Raw genomic sequence first — 16942 nt, 5'->3', positions numbered from 1 at the left:
CAATACTTTTACGTGTTCTGTGTGCGTAAAAACGCGTGGCGGGACGGCTGTGATCATGGTTCAATACGGCTTGCTTGGACCGAGGGGCCATGAAGACCTGTATTGCCATTCGTCACGTCGCCTTCGAGGATCTGGATCTGCTGGAGCCGGTGCTGCGCCAGCGCGGCTTCCAAATTCAGGTGATTGATGCCCCCTTGGGTGGTCTGGATGACGTCGACCCGCTGGCCGGCGATCTGCTGGTGGTGCTGGGCGGTCCCATCGGTGTTTACGATCATGGCGCGTTTCCCTTCCTCACCGCGGAAATCGAGATGGTCCGTCGTCGTCTCGACGCCGACCGCCCGACCTTGGGTCTGTGTCTAGGGGCGCAGATCATGGCCGCGGCCCTAGGGGCGCGGGTTTTCCCCAATCCCAACGGCAAGGAAATCGGCTGGTCTTCCCTGTCGCTGACGCCCGAGGCCGCCACCTCGCCCTTCTCCCAGTTGGGCACGGCGCCGGTGCTGCACTGGCATGGTGACACCTTCGATCTGCCCCATGGGGCGGTGCGTCTGGCCTCGACGCCGCAGACGCTCAACCAGGCCTTTGCCGTCGGTCAATGCGGGCTGGCCTTGCAGTTCCATGTGGAGGCCTCGACCATGGGGCTGGAACGTTGGTATGTGGGGCATGTGGGGGAAATCGCGGCCACCGATGGCGTGTCCGTCACCGGTTTGCGCGCCGCCGCCCAGACGGAAGGGGCGGCCATGCAAAGGATCGGGCCGGCCATGTTCGGCGCTTGGTTGGATCAGGTCTGCGCATAGCTGTTCAGTGGTCGGTAACCAATGTATATTATAAGCAAGGGTATCGGCGCAGGCCAAGAAAGCGGAAGAAGACGGCAGTGGAAGAAAAGCTAAGAGAGGAAGACGTCGCCCGGCTGCTGGCCAATCCTTCGGCCGACATCCGTGCCGAGATCGCCGACAAGATCGCCGGGCAGCACCAGGGGTTGAGCCAGACCCAGCGCAAGCTGGCGGAGGACATCTTCCGCCTGATGGCCAAGGACGCCGAGGTGCGCGTGCGGGAGGCGCTGGCCCGTCAGCTCAAGGAAAATCCCACCGTTCCCCACGACATCGCCGCCAGTCTGGCCCGCGACGTGGAATCTGTGTCGCTGCCCATGCTGCAGTTTTCCGAGGTGCTGACCGACGAAGATTTGATCGAAATCGTCAAAAGCCAAGGGGCCGAAAAGCAGGTGGCGGTGGCCAAGCGCGCCCATGTGTCGGCGGGATTGGCCGATGCCCTGGTCGACACCCACAACGAAAGCGTCGTCGCCACCTTGGTCGGCAATGACGGTGCGGAAATCGCCGAGGCGACGTTGCAGCGCGTGGTCGACGAATTCGCCCAATCCGACGCGGTGGGTGGTCCCTTGGTGTCGCGCCGTACCCTGCCGGTGACGGTGGCCGAGCGGCTGATGACCCGGGTGTCGGAAAACCTGCGTCAGGCATTGATGGCCCGGCCCGACATGTCGCCGGAAACCGCCACCAATCTGATGTTGCAGGCGCGTGAACTGGCAGTGCTGGGATTGGCCGATGCCGATACCGACGTGCTCAAGCTGGTCGATCACCTGTATCGCAATGCCCGCCTGACGCCCTCCATCATTCTGCGCGCGGTGTGCATGGGCGACATGACCTTCTTTGAAGCGGCCATGGCCAAGCTGGCCCGCATCAAGCTGGAAAACGCCCGCACCCTGATCCACGATGCCGGTAAGCGCGGCTTCGAGGCCCTGTTCGACAAAGCCGGCCTACCCAAGGCGTTTTATGCCGCCATGCGTGCCGCCATCGACGTATCCTATGAAATGGAATATGACGGTGGTCCCAATGATCGGGAACGCTTTTCACGCCGCATGATCGAACGTATCCTGACCCAATACGGCGATTTGGGTGTCGATTTTGAAAACGACGATCTGGAATATCTGCTGGCCAAGATGAACCAATTGCCAGCGACCACTTTAAGCGAATAATCATTCCGGAAGGAATGCAGGGGAACTGGGACGGGCATGGCGGACAAGGGCAAGCCAGCGGCGAGCAAGCCGGTGGACAAGGATGCTGAGCAGCGCAAGGACATCATCCGTACCATCAAGGGGCCGGTCATGGCCCGTTTGCTGGAGATGGTGCCGGCCTTCGCCGCCTATGACGACCCCTATGGCACGATCATGAGCACCCCCGACCTGTTGAGCGCCTGCCTGCAATTGGTGCGCACCCGGCGGGAAAAGTTTCAGGAATTCCTGGTCGACATCGCCGGCAACCCGGTCAGCACCGATGACGTGCCGTTGCGCTGCGGTCGTTCGCTTGATCAGATCGTCGGCATGGTGGTGCGTTCAGGCACCAAGGCCTATTCCGACAAGCGCTGGGGTTCGAACACCAGTGCGGTGCACAAGGTGCCCGTCAATCCCGTCCAAAAAGGCCTGCTGGACAAGCTGAAGGAACTGGTTGGCGGCAAGTGGAGCGATTCCGAGGTTCCCAAGCCCAGCCCGACCCAGGGCGACAGATTCTATGTGGCCATCAAGGACCATCTGGATTTCGACTGGCAGGTACCGCTGATCCCCTATTTCGCTGAATTGCCGGTCAAGCTGATCAACGAATTGGGCCGTGGCGTCACCTCGTTGCGGACTCCTGATGGCATCGCCGCCTTGGCCGATATCGGTCGCCATTCCATGGACCAGGCGCGCAAGATCATGTCGGATTCCATGATGCGCGAAATGCTGGATACCCAACCGCTGGCGGCCAAGGGCGTGGCCTTCCTGGGCAAGGATCGCTACGAATTCCTGCATGGTGCCGTCTACGAGAAGATGGGCGAGAATTTCTGGGAAATGTGCGTCGATTGCGACCGCCTGGAAGCCATGGAAATCCAGAACGCCAAGGATCTGGAGCAGATGGCCGAGTGGCTGCATCTGATTTCCGGCGATACCATCACCCAGATCGTCACCTATTTGCAGTTCCACCAGATTCCCATTTTCCTGGGGGTGGCGCAGGAGCGTCTGGGCGAACAGATCTTCTCTGAAATCTTCGGCCCGCCCGGCAACAAGAAGCTGATCAAGATGTTCTGCGAGAAGGTGGCGCGTACGCCGCTGGATCTGGCCGATCCGCTGGAAGACCTGAAGCGGCGCCTGCCCGACGTCTTCAACGCTTATCTGCGCTCGCCGGTGGATTTCGAAAAGGGGCTTTAATCAGTCCTTTTTCTTGTCCAGATGCCGCTTGAACGCTTCGCACTGGTCGGTGCGTTCGGCCTTGGGCGTGAACCACACCGCATCGAACGGCAGATGGTCGGTGTCATAGACTTCCGCGTGTTGCGCCGGTTCGGTTTTGCCGGGCTGGACCTCCAGGAAGGCCAGCGCCAGCACGTGCTTCCCTTTGGCCATGCTCGCCAGATGCACTGGCACCGCCCGATCGTTCCGCACGTGCCCGGCTCCGGCGATCAGCACGGCGCGTGGCGCCTGGGCCATGGTCCAGGCCATGGCGGCATCACGGGCGCGTTGGACCCGGACCATGGCCGGCAGCGCCCGCTCGGGCAGCATGTTGCAATGGCCGGCCTGGATGTCGGCCTCCATGGCTTGGCGCTGGCCGGGATCTTGCGGTGTTTCCAGGCCCAGCTTGTCGCGCCAGGGGGTGGGGATGTCGCCCTTGGCGATGGCACGGCTGTCGTCCTTGGATAGATTGGCCGTTGCCACGGCGGCACCTTCTTCCAGTGCCGCCTTTGCGATGGGGCGATAAAGTGCCCAGTCGGGCCAGCCCGATTTGTCCCAGCCCACCGCCGCCCCCAGGCCGTCGGCATCCTTGGGGTGGGCTGCCAGATGGGCCTCTAGCGCAGGGCCTTGGCTGCGGTCGAGCATCTCGAAGGCGAGCAGCGGTTTGGGCGAGGATGGCACCATCAACCGCCCCACCATCCAGGCCTGTAAGGCGTGGTGGTCGGCATTGTCGTGGGTTTCCCCCAGCAGCACCATGTCCGCCGCTGCCGCCTGTGCCGCCAGTGCGTCGGCGGTGATGAAGGCCTTGCTGGCTGGCTGCCATATCCTGCCGACCAGCGGATGGTCGCGTTCCAACGGTGCGGTGGGGGCGGGTGGTTCCGCCGCTTGAACCGGCAGGGCAAGCAACAGGGCGACGGCAACGGTACTAAGGCGCATGGCAGGGTTCCAAGGTGACCGGGTTGGTGCCGGCAATGTACGCCCATAAGGGCCGACAGTCGCCCCCGATGCACAGGACATGATCGGCCACCGCGTCCGATCGGCCCAGGATCAGCCGGGGCAGGGGGGGCACGCCGGGCCGCCATTCATACCAGCCGTCGCGCAAACGGGCGCCCTCGGGCGGCTCCATGCCGGCGCCGCTGCCCTTGATGCGGGCCAGGGTCAGGCTCAGGCCGGTGCCATCGGCCCGCCAGTCTTCCTGCCATTCCACCTTTTCGATGGAATGGACCCAGCGCAGACCGAAGCGCCCGTCGGGCAGGTCCAACCGCACAATGTTCACCCCCGCAGCCAGCATCAGGCACAATCCGATCACGCCGTCACCACCGCCTTGCGGCTTTTGCGCCATTGCCACACCACGAAAGCAGCGGAGACGGCGAAGCCCAATTCGTCGGTGATGGGCAGGGCGGCCACCAGCAGGCCAGCACCCAGCGTTGCCCACAGGCGCTCAGGCCAGTTCAGGTCGGTGAAGAAATGGCCGATGGCCGCCCCGCCCCACAGGGCGATACCGACCAAGGCCTTGAACACCATATAAGCCACCAGCAAAACCGAGGGATCGCCTTGCAGCATCAGCGCCGGTTCATAGACGGCCATGAACGGCACCACATAGCCGGCGGCGGCGATGCGGGTGGCCAGCCAGCCGATTTCCATGTGACCGGCCCGGGCGATGGAACTGGCGGCCAAGGCCGCCAGGGCCACCGGCGGGGTCAGATCGGCCATGATGCCGAAATAGAACACGAACATGTGCGAGACGATCAGCGGCACCCCCATTTGCAGCAAAGCGGGCGCGGCGATGGAGGCGGTGATGATGTAATTGGGAATGGTCGGCAGGCCGGTGCCCAGGATGATGCAGGCGATCATGGTCAGCACCAGGGCCAGGAACAGATTGCCGTCGGCCAGGGCGACGATGGCGCCGGCGAAGCTCGACGCGATGCCGGTCAGGGTGGTGACGCCGATCAGCACGCCGACCAGGGCACAGGCAACGCCGACGCCGACGGCATTGCGGGCGCCGTCGGCCAGCGAGCCCATGATGGTCCCCAGCACGGCGCGGCCCTTGACGAAGAACAGGCAGGGCAGGGCCAACCCCAGCACCAGGATGGAAATCAGAATCTCGGCCCTGAAGCCGGCCTTGTTCAAGGCGGCGGCGCTCAAGGCCAGGCCCAGCCAGAACACCCAGCGCAAGAGCCCGGTGGGGATCGAGCCGGCAAGCGCATGGCCGATGATCAGCAAGGCCGTGCAGCCCAGGCCGATGACACCGGCGAATAATGGCGTGTAGCCGGAAAACAGCAAGGTCACCAGGGCGATCAACGGCAGGAACAGATACCAGCCCTCGCGCACCGCCTTCAAGGCGCTGGGGCATTCGGCCTTGGACAGGCCCAGCAATCCCTGTTTGCCCGCTTCCAGGTGCACCATCCAGAAGGCACTGGCGTAATAAAGAACGGCGGGGATGATGGCGGCCAGGGCGATCTCGGCATAAGGCACGCCGATGGTCTCGGCCATGATGAAGGCGACGGCGCCCATCACCGGCGGCATGATCTGCCCGCCCATGGAGGCGGTGGCCTCGACCGCGCCGGCGAAGGCCGGGCGATAGCCGAACTTGGTCATCAGCGGAATGGTGAACTGGCCGGTGGTCAGCACGTTGGCGACGCCCGAGCCGTTGATGGTGCCCATGAAGCCGGACGAGATGACGCTGACCTTGGCCGGTCCGCCCTTGGCCCAGCCCACCAGCCCCAGCGACACGTCGTTGAACAGCCGGATCATGCCGGCATGTTCCAGGAACGAGCCGAACAGGATGAACAGGAAAATATAGGTGGCGGAAACGAAGGTGGGGGTGCCGTAAATACCTTCCGGCCCCAGGAATAACTGGTCGATCAACTGGTCGAAGCCGAAGCCGCGATGGGCCAGCGGCCCCGGCAGCAACGGCCCCAACAGGGCATAGGGGATGAATACCCCGCACATGATCGGCAGGGCTAGGCCCATGATCCGCCGCGCCGCCTCGAACACCAGGGCGATGACCACCACGCCGACCACCAGATCGGCGGTGGTGGGGTCGCCCGAACGCACGATCAGATCTTCCTCGAACACCCAGTGGTACAGCCCCAGGGCAAAGCTCGTCGCCGCCAGTACCCAGTCGTACCACGGGATATGGTCGCGGGCGTGGGACTTGCGCAGGCCGAACAGCAAAAAGCTGGTCAGCAGCAAAAAGCCCACATGGACCGAGCGCACCACCTGGGTCGACAAGGGGGTGAAGGTCGCCGTCCAAATCTGGAACAGCGAGAAGACGATGCCGACGATGAACACGGCGCGGGCGGCGTTACCCTGCAAGAAACCATGGGCGCCCTGGTCGTCGGTGATGGCGGTGCCGGTCATGAAGAACCCCGCGAAAAGTCAAGAAAAGAGCGGCGCCGGACCACCGGTCCGACGCCGTCCAGGCCTACTTCAGCAAGCCTTTTTCGCGGTAATACTTGGCGGCGCCCGGATGCAGCGGCACCGGGCTTTTCACCGCCGCTTCGCTTAGGGTAATGGCCTTGGCGGCGGCGTGGGCGGCCTGAAGCTGATCCAGGTTCTCGAACAGGCCCTTGGTCATGTCATAGGCCAGTTGGTCGGACACGCCGGCATGGGTGACCAGGAAGTTCTGCACGGCGGCGGTGGGCACATCGGCGGTCTGGCCGCCATAGGTGCCGGCGGGGATGGTGGCGGTGATGTAGGCGGGGTCGCCGACCTTGGCGATGGTTTCCATCGGGATGGGGACGATGACGATGGGCACCGAATTGGACAGGTCGCGGATGGAGGCGACGCCCAGGCCGGCGGATTGCAAGGTGGCGTCGATCTGGCGGTTTTTCATCAGATCGACCGATTCGCCGAAGGGCAGGTATTCGACCCGGGCGAAATCCTTATAGGTCATGCCGGCGGCGGCGAAGATGGCCCTCGCGTTCAGCTCGGTCCCCGATTTCGGTGCCCCTACCGAGATCTTCTTGCCCTTGAGATCGGCCAAGGTCTTGATGCCGGAATCGGCGGCGGCGACGATCTGGATGTAATTGGGATAGATGCCGGCGATGGACCGCAACTTGTCCTGCTTGGCCTTGAACCCCACTTCCTCGTTGCCGTCCCAGGCCTGCGACAGCGAATCGCCCAAGGTGAAGCCGATCTCGCCCCGGCCCTGGCTGAGCAGGTTCAGGTTTTCCACCGACGCCTTGGTCGCCTGCACCGACGCCTTCACGTCGGGGATTTTGCCGTAGATGTTGGAAAGCGCCACGCCGAGCGGGTAATAGACGCCGCTGGTGCCGCCGGTCAGGACATTGACGAATTGTTCGGCCCGAGCGGGCAGGGAGATGGACAGCGACACCGCGACAAGGGCGGCGGGAATGATCCTGCGCATGAAATCCTCCGTGTTCGATTTTTCAGAATTATTTTCGAATACGGTAACCCGAGTACGGGGCTCAGGCAAGTCACTGGTAAGACCACGTTTGAATGCGCAAGAAAAAGGGCCGGTTCCAAGAACCGGCCCGGTAAATATTGCAGTGCAATACTGGGTTACATCATGCCCAGGGTCTTGGGCAGCCAGATGGACACCGCCGGCACATAGGTGACCAGCATCAGGAAGCCCAGCATGGCCAGCAGCCATGGCATGACCGCCACGGTCAACTCGGAGATACCCATCTTGGTGATGCCCGAGGCGACGTAGAGGTTGAGGCCCACCGGCGGGTGGCACATGCCGACCTCCATGTTGACGACGATCAGGATGCCGAAATGGATGGGGTCGATGCCCAGCTTCATGGCCACCGGGAACAGGATGGGGGCCATGATCAGGACGATGGACGACGGTTCCATGAAATTGCCGGCGGCCAGCAACAGCACGTTGGTGACCAGCAGGAAGGCGATGATGCCCAATTCCTTGCCGACGATCCAATCGGCGATGGCTTGGGGGATGTTCTCGTTGGCGAGGACGAAGGAAAACAGCACGGCGTTGGTGATGATGTACAGCAGCATGGCCGACATGGACGCCGACGACAGCAGGATCTTGGGCACGCCGCGAAGCGGCATGTCCTTATAGACGAACACGGCGACGAAGAAGGCGTAGACCGCGCTCATGGCCGCCGCTTCGGTCGGGGTGAAGATGCCGGAATAGATGCCGCCGATGACGACGACGATCAGCATCAGCCCCCACGAGGCGTCCTTGAAGGTACGCAGACGCTCGCCCCAGCCGGCCTTGGGCAGACGGGGATAGCCGTTCTTCCAGGCGCGGTACCAAGTGACCACGCCCAAAAGGGTGGCCAGCATCAGGCCGGGAACGACGCCGGCCATGAACAGGGCGCCCACCGACGAATTGGTGGCGACCGCGTACATGACCATGACGATGGACGGCGGGATCAGGATGCCCAGCGCGCCCGAGGTGGTGATGACGCCGGCGCCGAACGAACGGGGGAAGCCCTGCTTGATCATGGCCGGCAGAATGACCGAGCCGATGGCGACGACGGTGGCCGGCGACGAGCCGGAGACGGCGGCGAACAAGGCGCAGGCGATGACGCCGGCCAGACCCAGACCACCATGCCAGTGGCCGACCATGGAGGTGGCGAAGGCGATCATTCGTCGCGCCACGCCCCCGTGGGTCAGGAAGTTACCGGCCAGGATGAAGAACGGGATCGCCATGATCTCGAACTTTTCGATACCGGTGAACAGCTTCAGCGCCACCGATTCGATCGGCACGTTGGTCATGGTGAACAGGAAGGTCAGAACGGTCAGACCCAGCGAGATGGAGATGGGCATGCCGGTCAGCATCAGGACCAGCAACAGCCCGAAAATTACCAAGGCGCTCATTCGCCCTTCTCCTTCTTCTCGCCTTCATGGTGGGCGATGTCCTTGGGATGCAGGCCGTCGTCCATCTCGAACCAGTTGATATCCTGCGCCGCGCGCTGTTCGTCGGTGGTGTCCTCTTCCAGCCCTTCCACGTGACCGTGGTCGTGGTGCGGCAATTCGCCGGTCTTCAGGAAGGAAACGCAGACCTGGACGAAGCGGAAGCACATCAGGGCCGAGCCCAGCGGAATGGCGGAATAGACGATCCAGGTCGGCCATTCCAGATCGGGGGTGGTCGGGCCTTCATACATGTCCTCGGGGGCGATGCCGAAGAAATTGAAGATGCTGTAATGGGCGCCGTTTTCCCAGACGAAGGTACCGCCCAAGGTGGCGACGGTGCCGGTGAACAAGGCCCCGGCGAGCAGGCCGAAAACGATGAACTTGCCGCGCATGCGGGCGTCGAGCCGGTTGATCACCACGTCCACGCCCACGTGAATGCCGGTGCGCACGCCATAGGCGGCGCCGAACTTGGCCATCCACACGAACATGATGATGCACAATTCCTGCGCCCAGGCGAAGTTCCAGCGACCGACGAAATCGTACAGGAAGGACACGCCCGAGGCGTATCGGTGCATCACCGCGGCGAAGATGATGGTGGTCGCCGCGGCCATGAGGAAGGCGATCAAGACCTCCTCAAGGTGATCTAGGGCTTTGTTGAACATGCTTGCTCCGCACAAAAGAAGGGGGGCGCCTTCCCCAAGGCTCCCCCCTGTTACTTAGATGATCAGTTCTTGAAGCCCAGCTTGGCGGCTTCGGCATAGACGGCCTGGATGATGTCCTTGCCGACGCGGCCTTCCATCTCGGCATGAACCGGCAGCAGGGCCTTGCGCCAGGCTTCCAGTTCTTCCTTGGTCGGCTGATAGAACTCGGTCTTGCCCGAGGCCTTCATGGCGGCCAGGGCGTCGTCGTTTTCCTGCTGGGCGATGGCATTGGCGAAACGCGAGGCTTCGTTCATGGCGCCTTCAAGCACGGCGCGAGTGTCGGTCGGCAGGCCGTCCCAGAACTTCTTGTTCACGATCACCGCATAGCCCAGATAGCCATGATTGGTGACGGTGGCGTGCTTCTGCACTTCGTGCATCTTCTGGGTGTACATGTTGCTGGGCGGATTTTCGGTGCCGTCGACGACGCCGGTCTGCAGAGCCTGATAGACTTCCGAGAAGGCCATGGATTGCGGCAGGGCGGCCAGGGCGCGCATCTGCGCGTCGAGAACCTTGGACGACTGAATGCGCAGCTTGACGCCCTTCAGGTCGGCAGGGGTCTTGATCGGCTTGTTGGCGGACAAAACCTTGAAGCCGTTATCCCAATAAGCCAGACCGCGGATGCCCTTGGTTTCCAGCTTCTTCAACAGGCCCTGGCCGACGGGACCATCGGTGACGGCGCGCAGCACTTCCTTCGACGGGAAGATATAGGGCAGGTCGAAAACCTCGAATTCCTTGACGCCCAGCGGGCCGAACTTGGCGAGCGAGGGGGCCAGCATCTGGACGGCGCCCAGTTGCAGGGCTTCCATCTCTTCCTTGTCCTTGTAAAGCTGGCTGTTGGGATAAACCTCGACCTTGACCGCACCCTTGGTGCGCTCTTCGGCCAGCTTCTTGAACATCTCGGCGGCCTTGCCCTTGGGCGTGTCCGGCGCCACCACGTGGCTGAACTTGATGACGATGGGATCGGCGGCCAGGGCGCTGCCCGAGGCGACGACACCGGCGACCAGACAGCCAAGCAGGGTACGGAATTTCATGGGGATTCTCCTCCCGAGAAGTTTTGGTAAGCTTTATCCGGCGGATTGTCAGAAACTTTCGTTCACTGAGCTATTGTGGATATCCGTCAAATGAGCATCATGCAGGGATGAAACGGCGGCGATCCGCCAACTTTCCCTTGAATTTCCTTGCTGAAACCGGAGCCCGCGTGCCCAACGGACTGCCTTCCCGCCCCGCTTTTCAGGCCATGCCGTCCATCGCCATGGTGCTGGTGGTCATGCTGCTGGGCGTTCTGCTTTGGTTGCTGCACCGCAGCGATCAGGAGGAAGAGCGGCTGACCCTGATCAAGGACATCTTGTGGGTCGAGCAGAACATCCATTTCCACTTGACCTCGGACGAGGAAAAACTGGCCCAACTGGCCGGTGATCTGGGCCGCCGTTCGTTGTCGCTGGAGATCTTGGAAAATTCCGCCCGCGCCCTGATCGCCAACAACCCGGAATTCGAGCGCCTGCTGCTGCGGGACATCGATGGTCAATTGGCGGTGGCGGTGCCGCCCAGCCTGGGCGAGCCGTCGGGGGTGGCGGCGGGCGAGGCGGCGCCGTGGTGGCCAGCCTTCCTGCTGGCGCGCTCCACCGGTCGGGTGGCGTGGAGTCCGCCTTACATCGTGCCTGGGCGCGGCGCCGCCTTCGAGGCGCATGTACCGGTCTATCAGGACCATGCCTTCGTCGGCATGCTGGTGGCGGTGGTGTCGGTGGATGCGGTGTTGACCCATCACGTGCCATGGTGGGTGGCGGAAAAGTACAAGATCGAGATCGTCGATTCCGGCGGTGTCGTGCTGGGGGCCAAAACCGGGGTGGAACTGGCCCAGCCCGGCACCAGCCATCAGGTGCGGCTGGAGCCGCCGGGTCAGGGACTGGCGGTGGTGGCCACCGTCTATACCGCCGAGGGCAAGCTGGTCCGCAACGTCCTGGCCGCCGCCATCTTCATCCTGGCGCTGCTGGCCCTGTCCAGCTTGGCCCTGGCGCGCCGCCACGTGCGCCGGCGGCTGGCGGCGGAAAAGGCGTTGGGTGAGGAACACGCCTTCCGGAAGGCGATGGAGGATTCGCTGACCGTGGGCATGCGGGCCCGCGATCTGGATGGCCGCGTCACCTATGTCAATCCGGCCTTTTGCCGCATGGTCGGCTGGCAGCCCGAGGAATTGGTCGGCATCGTCCCGCCCATGCCCTATTGGGTGCCGGAACTGCTGGATGAAACCATGCGCATGCACCATAAGGTGCTGGCCGGCAACGCCCCCCGGGACGGTTTCGAAATCCAGTTCCGCCGCCGTTCGGGCGAGGTGTTCTGGGCCCTTATTTACGAGGCGCCGCTGATCGATGCGGGCGGCCAGCACACCGGCTGGATGGCCTCGGTGGTGGATATCACCGAACGTAAGGCGGCGGAGGAACTGGCCCATCAGCAACAGGAAAAGCTGCAACGCACCTCGCGCCTGATCACCATGGGCGAGATGGCCTCGACCCTGGCGCATGAATTGAACCAGCCGCTGTCGGCCATCGCCTCTTACGCCACCGGCTGCCTCAATCGGCTGGGGGCGGCGGGGTTCAGCCCCGAGGAATTGCGGGCCCCCTTATCCAAGCTGGTGGCCCAGGCCCAGCGCGCCGGCCAGATCATCCGCCGTGTCCACGATTTCGTCCGCAAGTCGGAACCGCAATTGCGCCGCTGCTCTTTGCAAGAATTATTGACCGATTCGGTGGCCTTCATCGAACTGGACGCCAAGAAAAACGGCGTCGGCATCGCCCTTGATCTGCCGGTGGGGGCGCTTGAGGTGGACGGCGACAAGGTGTTGCTGGAGCAGGTGGTGATGAATTTGGCCCGGAACGGCATCGAGGCCATGAACCAGATGAAGGGCGGCAAGCGCCGGCTGGACGTGACCTTGCAGGAGCAGGATGGCCAGGCCCTGGTGCGCATCCGCGATTTCGGCAGCGGCATCGCCGCCGAGGTCGAGGCCAGTCTGTTCCAACCCTTCTTCACCACCAAGGAAGAGGGCATGGGCATGGGGCTCAACATCTGCCGCTCCATCATCGAATTCCATCGCGGTCGCCTGTGGTTCGAACCACATCCGCAAGGCGGCAGCGTCTTCGTCTTCTCGTTGCCACTCAGGAGTCCGGCATGAGTATCGACAGCGTCTTTATCGTCGATGATGACGAGGCCATCCGCGACGCCCTGTCGTGGCTGTTCCAGTCGCGCGGGGTGCCGGTGCGGGCCTTCGACTCGGCCGAGGCCTTCCTGACCCATTGGCGCACCGGCATGTCGGGCTGTCTGCTGTTGGACATCCGCATGAGCGGCATGAGCGGGCTGGACCTGTTCGACCGCCTGCGCGACGCACAATCATCGTTGCAGGTGATCTTTCTGACCGGTCATGGCGACGTGCCCATGGCGGTGTCGGCGTTGAAGAAGGGGGCGCTGGATTTCGTCGAGAAGCCGTTCAACGACAATGAACTGGTCGACCGGGTGATCGAGGCGCTGGCGGTGGCGGCACAGCGGCGCGAGCGCGAGGCGGACAGCGCCGGTATCGCCAGCCGTCTGGCTGCCCTGACCGCGCGTGAGCGTCAGGTGATGGATCTGGTTTTGGCCGGCAAACTCAACAAGGTGATCGCCGACGATCTGGGCATCACCATGCGCACGGTCGAGGTTCATCGCGCCCATGTGTTCGAGAAAATGGGGGTGAAGACGGCGGTGGAACTGGCGCAATTGCTGTCGTCGTTCCGGGCGGAACGCTAAAAAAGGCGCCAGCTTCGGATATCCGACATTTCCAGTCGGGCGATACGCACTTATCTGTGGGGCGGCCTTTGGCCCAAGCACCAGACAGGCGAGGACGAATGAGCCAGGAAAAACATAGTCACGATCACGCTGCCGGGGGCGGCATGTTGGCGGCGCTGCACGCGTTCCTGCGGCTGGAATCCGCCGGTGGCATCATTTTGGTGGCAACCATGCTGTTGGCCCTGGTGGCGGTCAACTCGCCGCTGGCCATGCTGTATCAAGGTCTCCTTGACGCGCGGGTCATCATCGGCTTTGGCCCCTTGGTCATCGACAAGGCGTTTCTGCTTTGGATCAACGATGGTTTGATGGCCGTGTTCTTCCTGCTGGTGGCGCTGGAAATCAAGCGCGAGGTGTTGGAAGGCGAATTGTCGACACCGCAGCAGATCGCCCTGCCGGCCTTCGCCGCCGTTGGCGGCATGGCGGTGCCGGCGCTCCTCTATGCTGGCTTCACCTGGCATGATCCGCTGGCCTTGCGCGGCTGGGCCATTCCCTCGGCCACCGACATCGCCTTTTCCCTGGGCGTATTGTCGTTGCTGGGGCGCCGGGTACCGCTGTCCTTGCGCATCTTTCTCACCGCCTTGGCCATCATCGACGATCTGGGCGCCATTCTGATCATCGCTTTCTTCTATTCCCACGATCTGTCGGTGGCTGCCCTGGGTGGGGGGGGCGCGGCGGTGGCGGTACTGATCTTGTTCAACCGCTATCGCGTGGTCAGGCTGACGCCCTATCTGCTGGTCGGTGCCGTGCTGTGGGTCTGCCTGCTGAAATCGGGAATCCATGCCACCATTGCCGGGGTTGTGGTTGGTCTGTGCATTCCGCTGCGCGGTGCGGGCGCGCCGTTGCACCGGCTTGAGCACGGGCTGCATCCGTGGGTCGCCTATGGCATTCTGCCCCTCTTCGCCTTCGCCAATTCCGGCCTGTCCTTCGCCGGCATGAACGTGGCCGCTCTGGTCGATCCGGTGTTTTTGGGGATTGCCGTCGGCCTGTTCGTGGGCAAGCAGGTGGGCGTGTTCGGCCTGTCGTGGCTGGCCATTCGGCTGCGTCTGGGGGCCATGCCGACGGGCGCCACGTGGCGGCAAATGTACGGTGTGTGCATTTTGACCGGTATCGGCTTCACCATGAGCCTGTTTATCGGCGGCTTGGCCTTTCCCGACGGAAATGCCATGGTGGAAACGAAATTGGGGGTGATTGCCGGTTCGGTGGCCTCGGCCCTGACCGGATGGGCATTGCTGGCCTCCGCCCCCGGCAAAGATAACCAAGCATGACAGGGCAAGGAGCGTGGCCATGAGTTGCCAAGCCATCATTTCAAATCCGCCGGCGATCTTGGAGAAATCCACCACCGTGGCCGAGGCCTTGGCCATCCTGCGGGAAAAGGGCGTCAACGCCTTGCCGGTGACCGATGCCAAGGGGCATTTCCTCGGGGTGTTCGGCCTGCGCGAACTGATCGTGCTGCTGCTGCCCCGCGCCGTCCGCCTGGGGGTGGAAATGGGCGAGTTGGGTTTTGTCTCCGATACGCTTGACGATCTGCGACACCGTCTGGGCGCCTTCGCCAAGGACAGCATCGGCAAGCACATGGCGCCGCACCGGGCGGTGCGGGCGGAAACGCCGTTGGTCGAGGCGCTGATGCTGCTGTACCGGGGTGATTCCTATCTGCCGGTGGTCGATGGTGCCGGCAAGCTGATCGGTATCGTCAGCGCCAATGATGCCATGACCCGTGTGGTGGAGGGGATCTGATGCACGGTGAAGCGCATGCCTGGGTGCCCCAGGTGCTGTTCGGCTTGAATGCCATGTGGGTGTCCACCCTGGTGCTGGTGGCCACCTATGCGGTGATCATGAGCGAAAAGATGAATCGCGCCATCGCCGCCCTGCTGGGGGCGGGCGCCATGATTCTGCTGGGGGTACTGAACCAGGAAGCCGCCATCCGCGGCGTCGATTTCAACACCATCGCGCTTTTGATCGGTATGATGCTGGTGGTGGCCATCACCCGCCGCTCCGGTGTGTTCCAGTATGTGGCCATCTGGGCGGCCAAGAAGGTGCAGGCCAATCCCGCCGGCATCTTGTTCATGTTGCAGATCGTCACCGCCTTGTTCTCGGCGCTCTTGGACAACGTCACCACCGTGCTGCTGGTGGTGCCGGTCACCTTGGTCATCACCGAGGAGCTGAAGCTGAAGCCGTGGCCGTTCCTGGTGGCCTTGATCTTCGCCTCCAATATCGGCGGCACCTCGACCCTGATCGGTGACCCGCCCAATATCCTGATCGGGTCGGCCACCGGCCTGACCTTCAATCAATTCGTCCTCAATCTGGCGCCGGTGGTGGTGGTCATCCAAGTGCTGACCGCTGCGCTGTTCCACCTGATGTGGGGGCGCAAGCTGCATGCCACCAAGGAAAACCGCGCCCGCGTCATGAGCTTCTCCGAAGCCGAGGCCATCACTGATGTCCGTCTGCTCAAGCAATCCCTGGGCGTGCTGGCCTTGATCATCGGCGGCTTCATTGGTGCCCATTCCCTGGGGCTGGAGCCGGGTACCATCGCCATGTTCGGTGCTGCCCTGTTGCTGTTGCTGTATTGCCTGGGCCGCAATGCCGAGGAACAATCGCACGAAGTCCATCACCTGTTCGGTGAAGTGGAATGGGTGACCATCTTCTTCTTCGTCGGTCTGTTCATCGTCGTCAGCGGCGTGGAAAAGGCCGGGGTATTGGGCATGCTGGCGGAAATGCTGGTATCCATGACCGGCGGCGACATGAAGGTGACGGCCATCGCCATCTTGTGGGCTTCGGCCATCCTGTCGGCGGTGGTCGACAACATTCCCTTCGTCGCCACCATGATCCCGCTGATCAAGAGCATGGCCCCGGTGTTCGGGGGCGAGCAAGCCATCGAGCCCTTGTGGTGGGCCTTGTCCCTGGGGGCCTGTCTGGGCGGCAACGGCACTTTGGTCGGTGCCTCGGCCAACCTGACGGTGGCCGGGCTGGCCGAGCGGGCCGGTCACCCCATCCGCTTCATTCCGTTCATGAAGGTGGCGTTCGGCCTGATGCTGTTGTCCGTTGCCATTTCCAACGTCTATCTGGTGCTGCGCTATCTGTGACCGGGTGCCCGAGCAAGAAAAAGCCGCCCCTGATCGGGCGGCTTTTTCATTTGGGGATGGCCCAAAAGGAAACGCCGCCCATGAAGAGCGGCGTTTCCCTGCGGGGGGGTGGGGATGGGCGGGAAGGCCCCCCCGACAAATTGCCATCTGGAGCCGAAGTCTCGCCCCCGTTTGACAAAGTGAAATATAGCAACAAATCTTCTTAGGGAAAACAGTAAATATCTTGTCCATTGGTATTATGAATACTTAGTTATAACTCTATGTGTTTTGTTGGTAAAACTCCTTAAAATTTTAGG

15 protein-coding genes are annotated in these 16942 nt (G+C 62.8%); 8 read left to right on the top strand and 7 right to left on the bottom strand.

All coding sequences use genetic code 11. The features are described 5' to 3' along the window. Positions 1 to 89 precede the first annotated feature (89 nt). From MGMSRV2_RS10795 to MGMSRV2_RS10785, 3 genes are all read left to right on the top strand, one after another. Positions 90 to 794, top strand: coding sequence for a glutamine amidotransferase (locus tag MGMSRV2_RS10795; RefSeq protein WP_024080395.1), 705 nt, complete (start codon positions 90 to 92; stop codon positions 792 to 794). Positions 795 to 871: 77 nt separating this feature from the next. Continuing rightward, positions 872 to 1987, top strand: a complete 1116-nt coding sequence (gene spbR, locus MGMSRV2_RS10790; RefSeq protein ID WP_024080394.1) for a SpbR family protein — start codon at positions 872 to 874, stop codon at positions 1985 to 1987. 36 nt (positions 1988 to 2023) lie between these two features. Next, entirely contained in the window at positions 2024 to 3193 is a 1170-nt protein-coding gene (locus MGMSRV2_RS10785) for a hypothetical protein (protein WP_024080393.1), read from the top strand. On the opposite strand, the gene MGMSRV2_RS10780 is transcribed toward MGMSRV2_RS10785, so the two are convergent. The 7 genes from MGMSRV2_RS10780 to MGMSRV2_RS10750 all read right to left on the bottom strand — a co-directional run bounded on the left by MGMSRV2_RS10780 (position 3194) and on the right by MGMSRV2_RS10750 (position 10790). Beyond that, positions 3194 to 4147, bottom strand: a complete 954-nt coding sequence (locus MGMSRV2_RS10780) for a ChaN family lipoprotein (protein WP_024080392.1) — start codon at positions 4145 to 4147, stop codon at positions 3194 to 3196. It abuts the gene before it with no gap. After that, positions 4137 to 4553: a DUF1850 domain-containing protein gene (locus MGMSRV2_RS10775; protein WP_041634378.1), complete on the bottom strand. Its 417-nt coding sequence runs from the start codon at positions 4551 to 4553 to the stop codon at positions 4137 to 4139. The genes MGMSRV2_RS10780 and MGMSRV2_RS10775 overlap by 11 nt, the downstream gene beginning before the upstream one ends. Next, the gene (locus MGMSRV2_RS10770) at positions 4517 to 6574 is read right to left on the bottom strand and encodes a TRAP transporter permease (RefSeq protein ID WP_024080390.1); all 2058 of its coding nucleotides are present in this window, start codon (positions 6572 to 6574) and stop codon (positions 4517 to 4519) included. Before MGMSRV2_RS10770 ends, MGMSRV2_RS10775 begins: the two co-directional genes overlap by 37 nt. A gap of 64 nt (positions 6575 to 6638) precedes the next feature. Continuing rightward, positions 6639 to 7583 (bottom strand): TAXI family TRAP transporter solute-binding subunit, encoded by a 945-nt coding sequence (locus MGMSRV2_RS10765; protein WP_024080389.1) that lies wholly within the window; start codon positions 7581 to 7583, stop codon positions 6639 to 6641. A gap of 155 nt (positions 7584 to 7738) precedes the next feature. After that, on the bottom strand, positions 7739 to 9022 hold the full coding sequence (locus tag MGMSRV2_RS10760) for a TRAP transporter large permease (protein WP_024080388.1): 1284 nt from the start codon (positions 9020 to 9022) through the stop codon (positions 7739 to 7741). Next, entirely contained in the window at positions 9019 to 9720 is a 702-nt protein-coding gene (locus tag MGMSRV2_RS10755; RefSeq protein ID WP_024080387.1) for a TRAP transporter small permease, read from the bottom strand. The genes MGMSRV2_RS10760 and MGMSRV2_RS10755 overlap by 4 nt, the downstream gene beginning before the upstream one ends. Positions 9721 to 9782: 62 nt before the next feature. Then, positions 9783 to 10790 carry a TRAP transporter substrate-binding protein gene (locus tag MGMSRV2_RS10750; RefSeq protein WP_024080386.1) on the bottom strand — a complete coding sequence of 336 codons (1008 nt, stop codon included), beginning with the start codon at positions 10788 to 10790 and terminating at the stop codon, positions 9783 to 9785. Positions 10791 to 10957: 167 nt separating this feature from the next. Between MGMSRV2_RS10750 and MGMSRV2_RS10745 the strand changes: the two genes are divergently transcribed. The 5 genes from MGMSRV2_RS10745 to MGMSRV2_RS10725 all read left to right on the top strand — a co-directional run bounded on the left by MGMSRV2_RS10745 (position 10958) and on the right by MGMSRV2_RS10725 (position 16646). Next, positions 10958 to 12919 (top strand): PAS domain S-box protein, encoded by a 1962-nt coding sequence (locus tag MGMSRV2_RS10745; protein WP_242410667.1) that lies wholly within the window; start codon positions 10958 to 10960, stop codon positions 12917 to 12919. Further along, complete coding sequence (locus MGMSRV2_RS10740) at positions 12916 to 13527, top strand: response regulator transcription factor (RefSeq protein ID WP_024080384.1); 612 nt, start codon at positions 12916 to 12918, stop codon at positions 13525 to 13527. Before MGMSRV2_RS10745 ends, MGMSRV2_RS10740 begins: the two co-directional genes overlap by 4 nt. 143 nt (positions 13528 to 13670) lie before the next feature. Continuing rightward, entirely contained in the window at positions 13671 to 14831 is a 1161-nt protein-coding gene (gene nhaA, locus MGMSRV2_RS10735; protein ID WP_041634376.1) for a Na+/H+ antiporter NhaA, read from the top strand. 19 nt (positions 14832 to 14850) lie between these two features. Continuing rightward, positions 14851 to 15300, top strand: a complete 450-nt coding sequence (locus MGMSRV2_RS10730) for a CBS domain-containing protein (protein ID WP_024080382.1) — start codon at positions 14851 to 14853, stop codon at positions 15298 to 15300. Then, entirely contained in the window at positions 15300 to 16646 is a 1347-nt protein-coding gene (locus MGMSRV2_RS10725) for an ArsB/NhaD family transporter (protein WP_024080381.1), read from the top strand. The genes MGMSRV2_RS10730 and MGMSRV2_RS10725 overlap by 1 nt, the downstream gene beginning before the upstream one ends. Positions 16647 to 16942 lie beyond the last annotated feature (296 nt).

Origin of the sequence: Magnetospirillum gryphiswaldense MSR-1 v2, from assembly GCF_000513295.1 — a bacterium.
GTDB classification, from domain to species: Bacteria; Pseudomonadota; Alphaproteobacteria; order Rhodospirillales; family Magnetospirillaceae; genus Magnetospirillum; species Magnetospirillum gryphiswaldense.
The sequence above is the reverse complement of the archived record's forward strand: the minus strand, read 5'-3'. Positions and strand labels throughout refer to the sequence as shown.

What these genes read in the sequence shown, in the direction of transcription:
- MGMSRV2_RS10795 (WP_024080395.1), top strand. Translation starts at nt 90, where the DNA reads ATGAAGACCTGTATTGCCATTCGTCACGTCGCCTTCGAGGATCTGGAT.
- MGMSRV2_RS10785 (WP_024080393.1), top strand. Translation starts at nt 2,024, where the DNA reads ATGGCGGACAAGGGCAAGCCAGCGGCGAGCAAGCCGGTGGACAAGGAT.
- MGMSRV2_RS10780 (WP_024080392.1), bottom strand. Translation starts at nt 4,147, where the DNA reads ATGCGCCTTAGTACCGTTGCCGTCGCCCTGTTGCTTGCCCTGCCGGTT.
- MGMSRV2_RS10775 (WP_041634378.1), bottom strand. Translation starts at nt 4,553, where the DNA reads ATGGCGCAAAAGCCGCAAGGCGGTGGTGACGGCGTGATCGGATTGTGC.
- MGMSRV2_RS10770 (WP_024080390.1), bottom strand. Translation starts at nt 6,574, where the DNA reads ATGACCGGCACCGCCATCACCGACGACCAGGGCGCCCATGGTTTCTTG.
- MGMSRV2_RS10765 (WP_024080389.1), bottom strand. Translation starts at nt 7,583, where the DNA reads ATGCGCAGGATCATTCCCGCCGCCCTTGTCGCGGTGTCGCTGTCCATC.
- MGMSRV2_RS10760 (WP_024080388.1), bottom strand. Translation starts at nt 9,022, where the DNA reads ATGAGCGCCTTGGTAATTTTCGGGCTGTTGCTGGTCCTGATGCTGACC.
- MGMSRV2_RS10755 (WP_024080387.1), bottom strand. Translation starts at nt 9,720, where the DNA reads ATGTTCAACAAAGCCCTAGATCACCTTGAGGAGGTCTTGATCGCCTTC.
- MGMSRV2_RS10750 (WP_024080386.1), bottom strand. Translation starts at nt 10,790, where the DNA reads ATGAAATTCCGTACCCTGCTTGGCTGTCTGGTCGCCGGTGTCGTCGCC.
- MGMSRV2_RS10740 (WP_024080384.1), top strand. Translation starts at nt 12,916, where the DNA reads ATGAGTATCGACAGCGTCTTTATCGTCGATGATGACGAGGCCATCCGC.
- nhaA (WP_041634376.1), top strand. Translation starts at nt 13,671, where the DNA reads ATGTTGGCGGCGCTGCACGCGTTCCTGCGGCTGGAATCCGCCGGTGGC.
- MGMSRV2_RS10730 (WP_024080382.1), top strand. Translation starts at nt 14,851, where the DNA reads ATGAGTTGCCAAGCCATCATTTCAAATCCGCCGGCGATCTTGGAGAAA.
- MGMSRV2_RS10725 (WP_024080381.1), top strand. Translation starts at nt 15,300, where the DNA reads ATGCACGGTGAAGCGCATGCCTGGGTGCCCCAGGTGCTGTTCGGCTTG.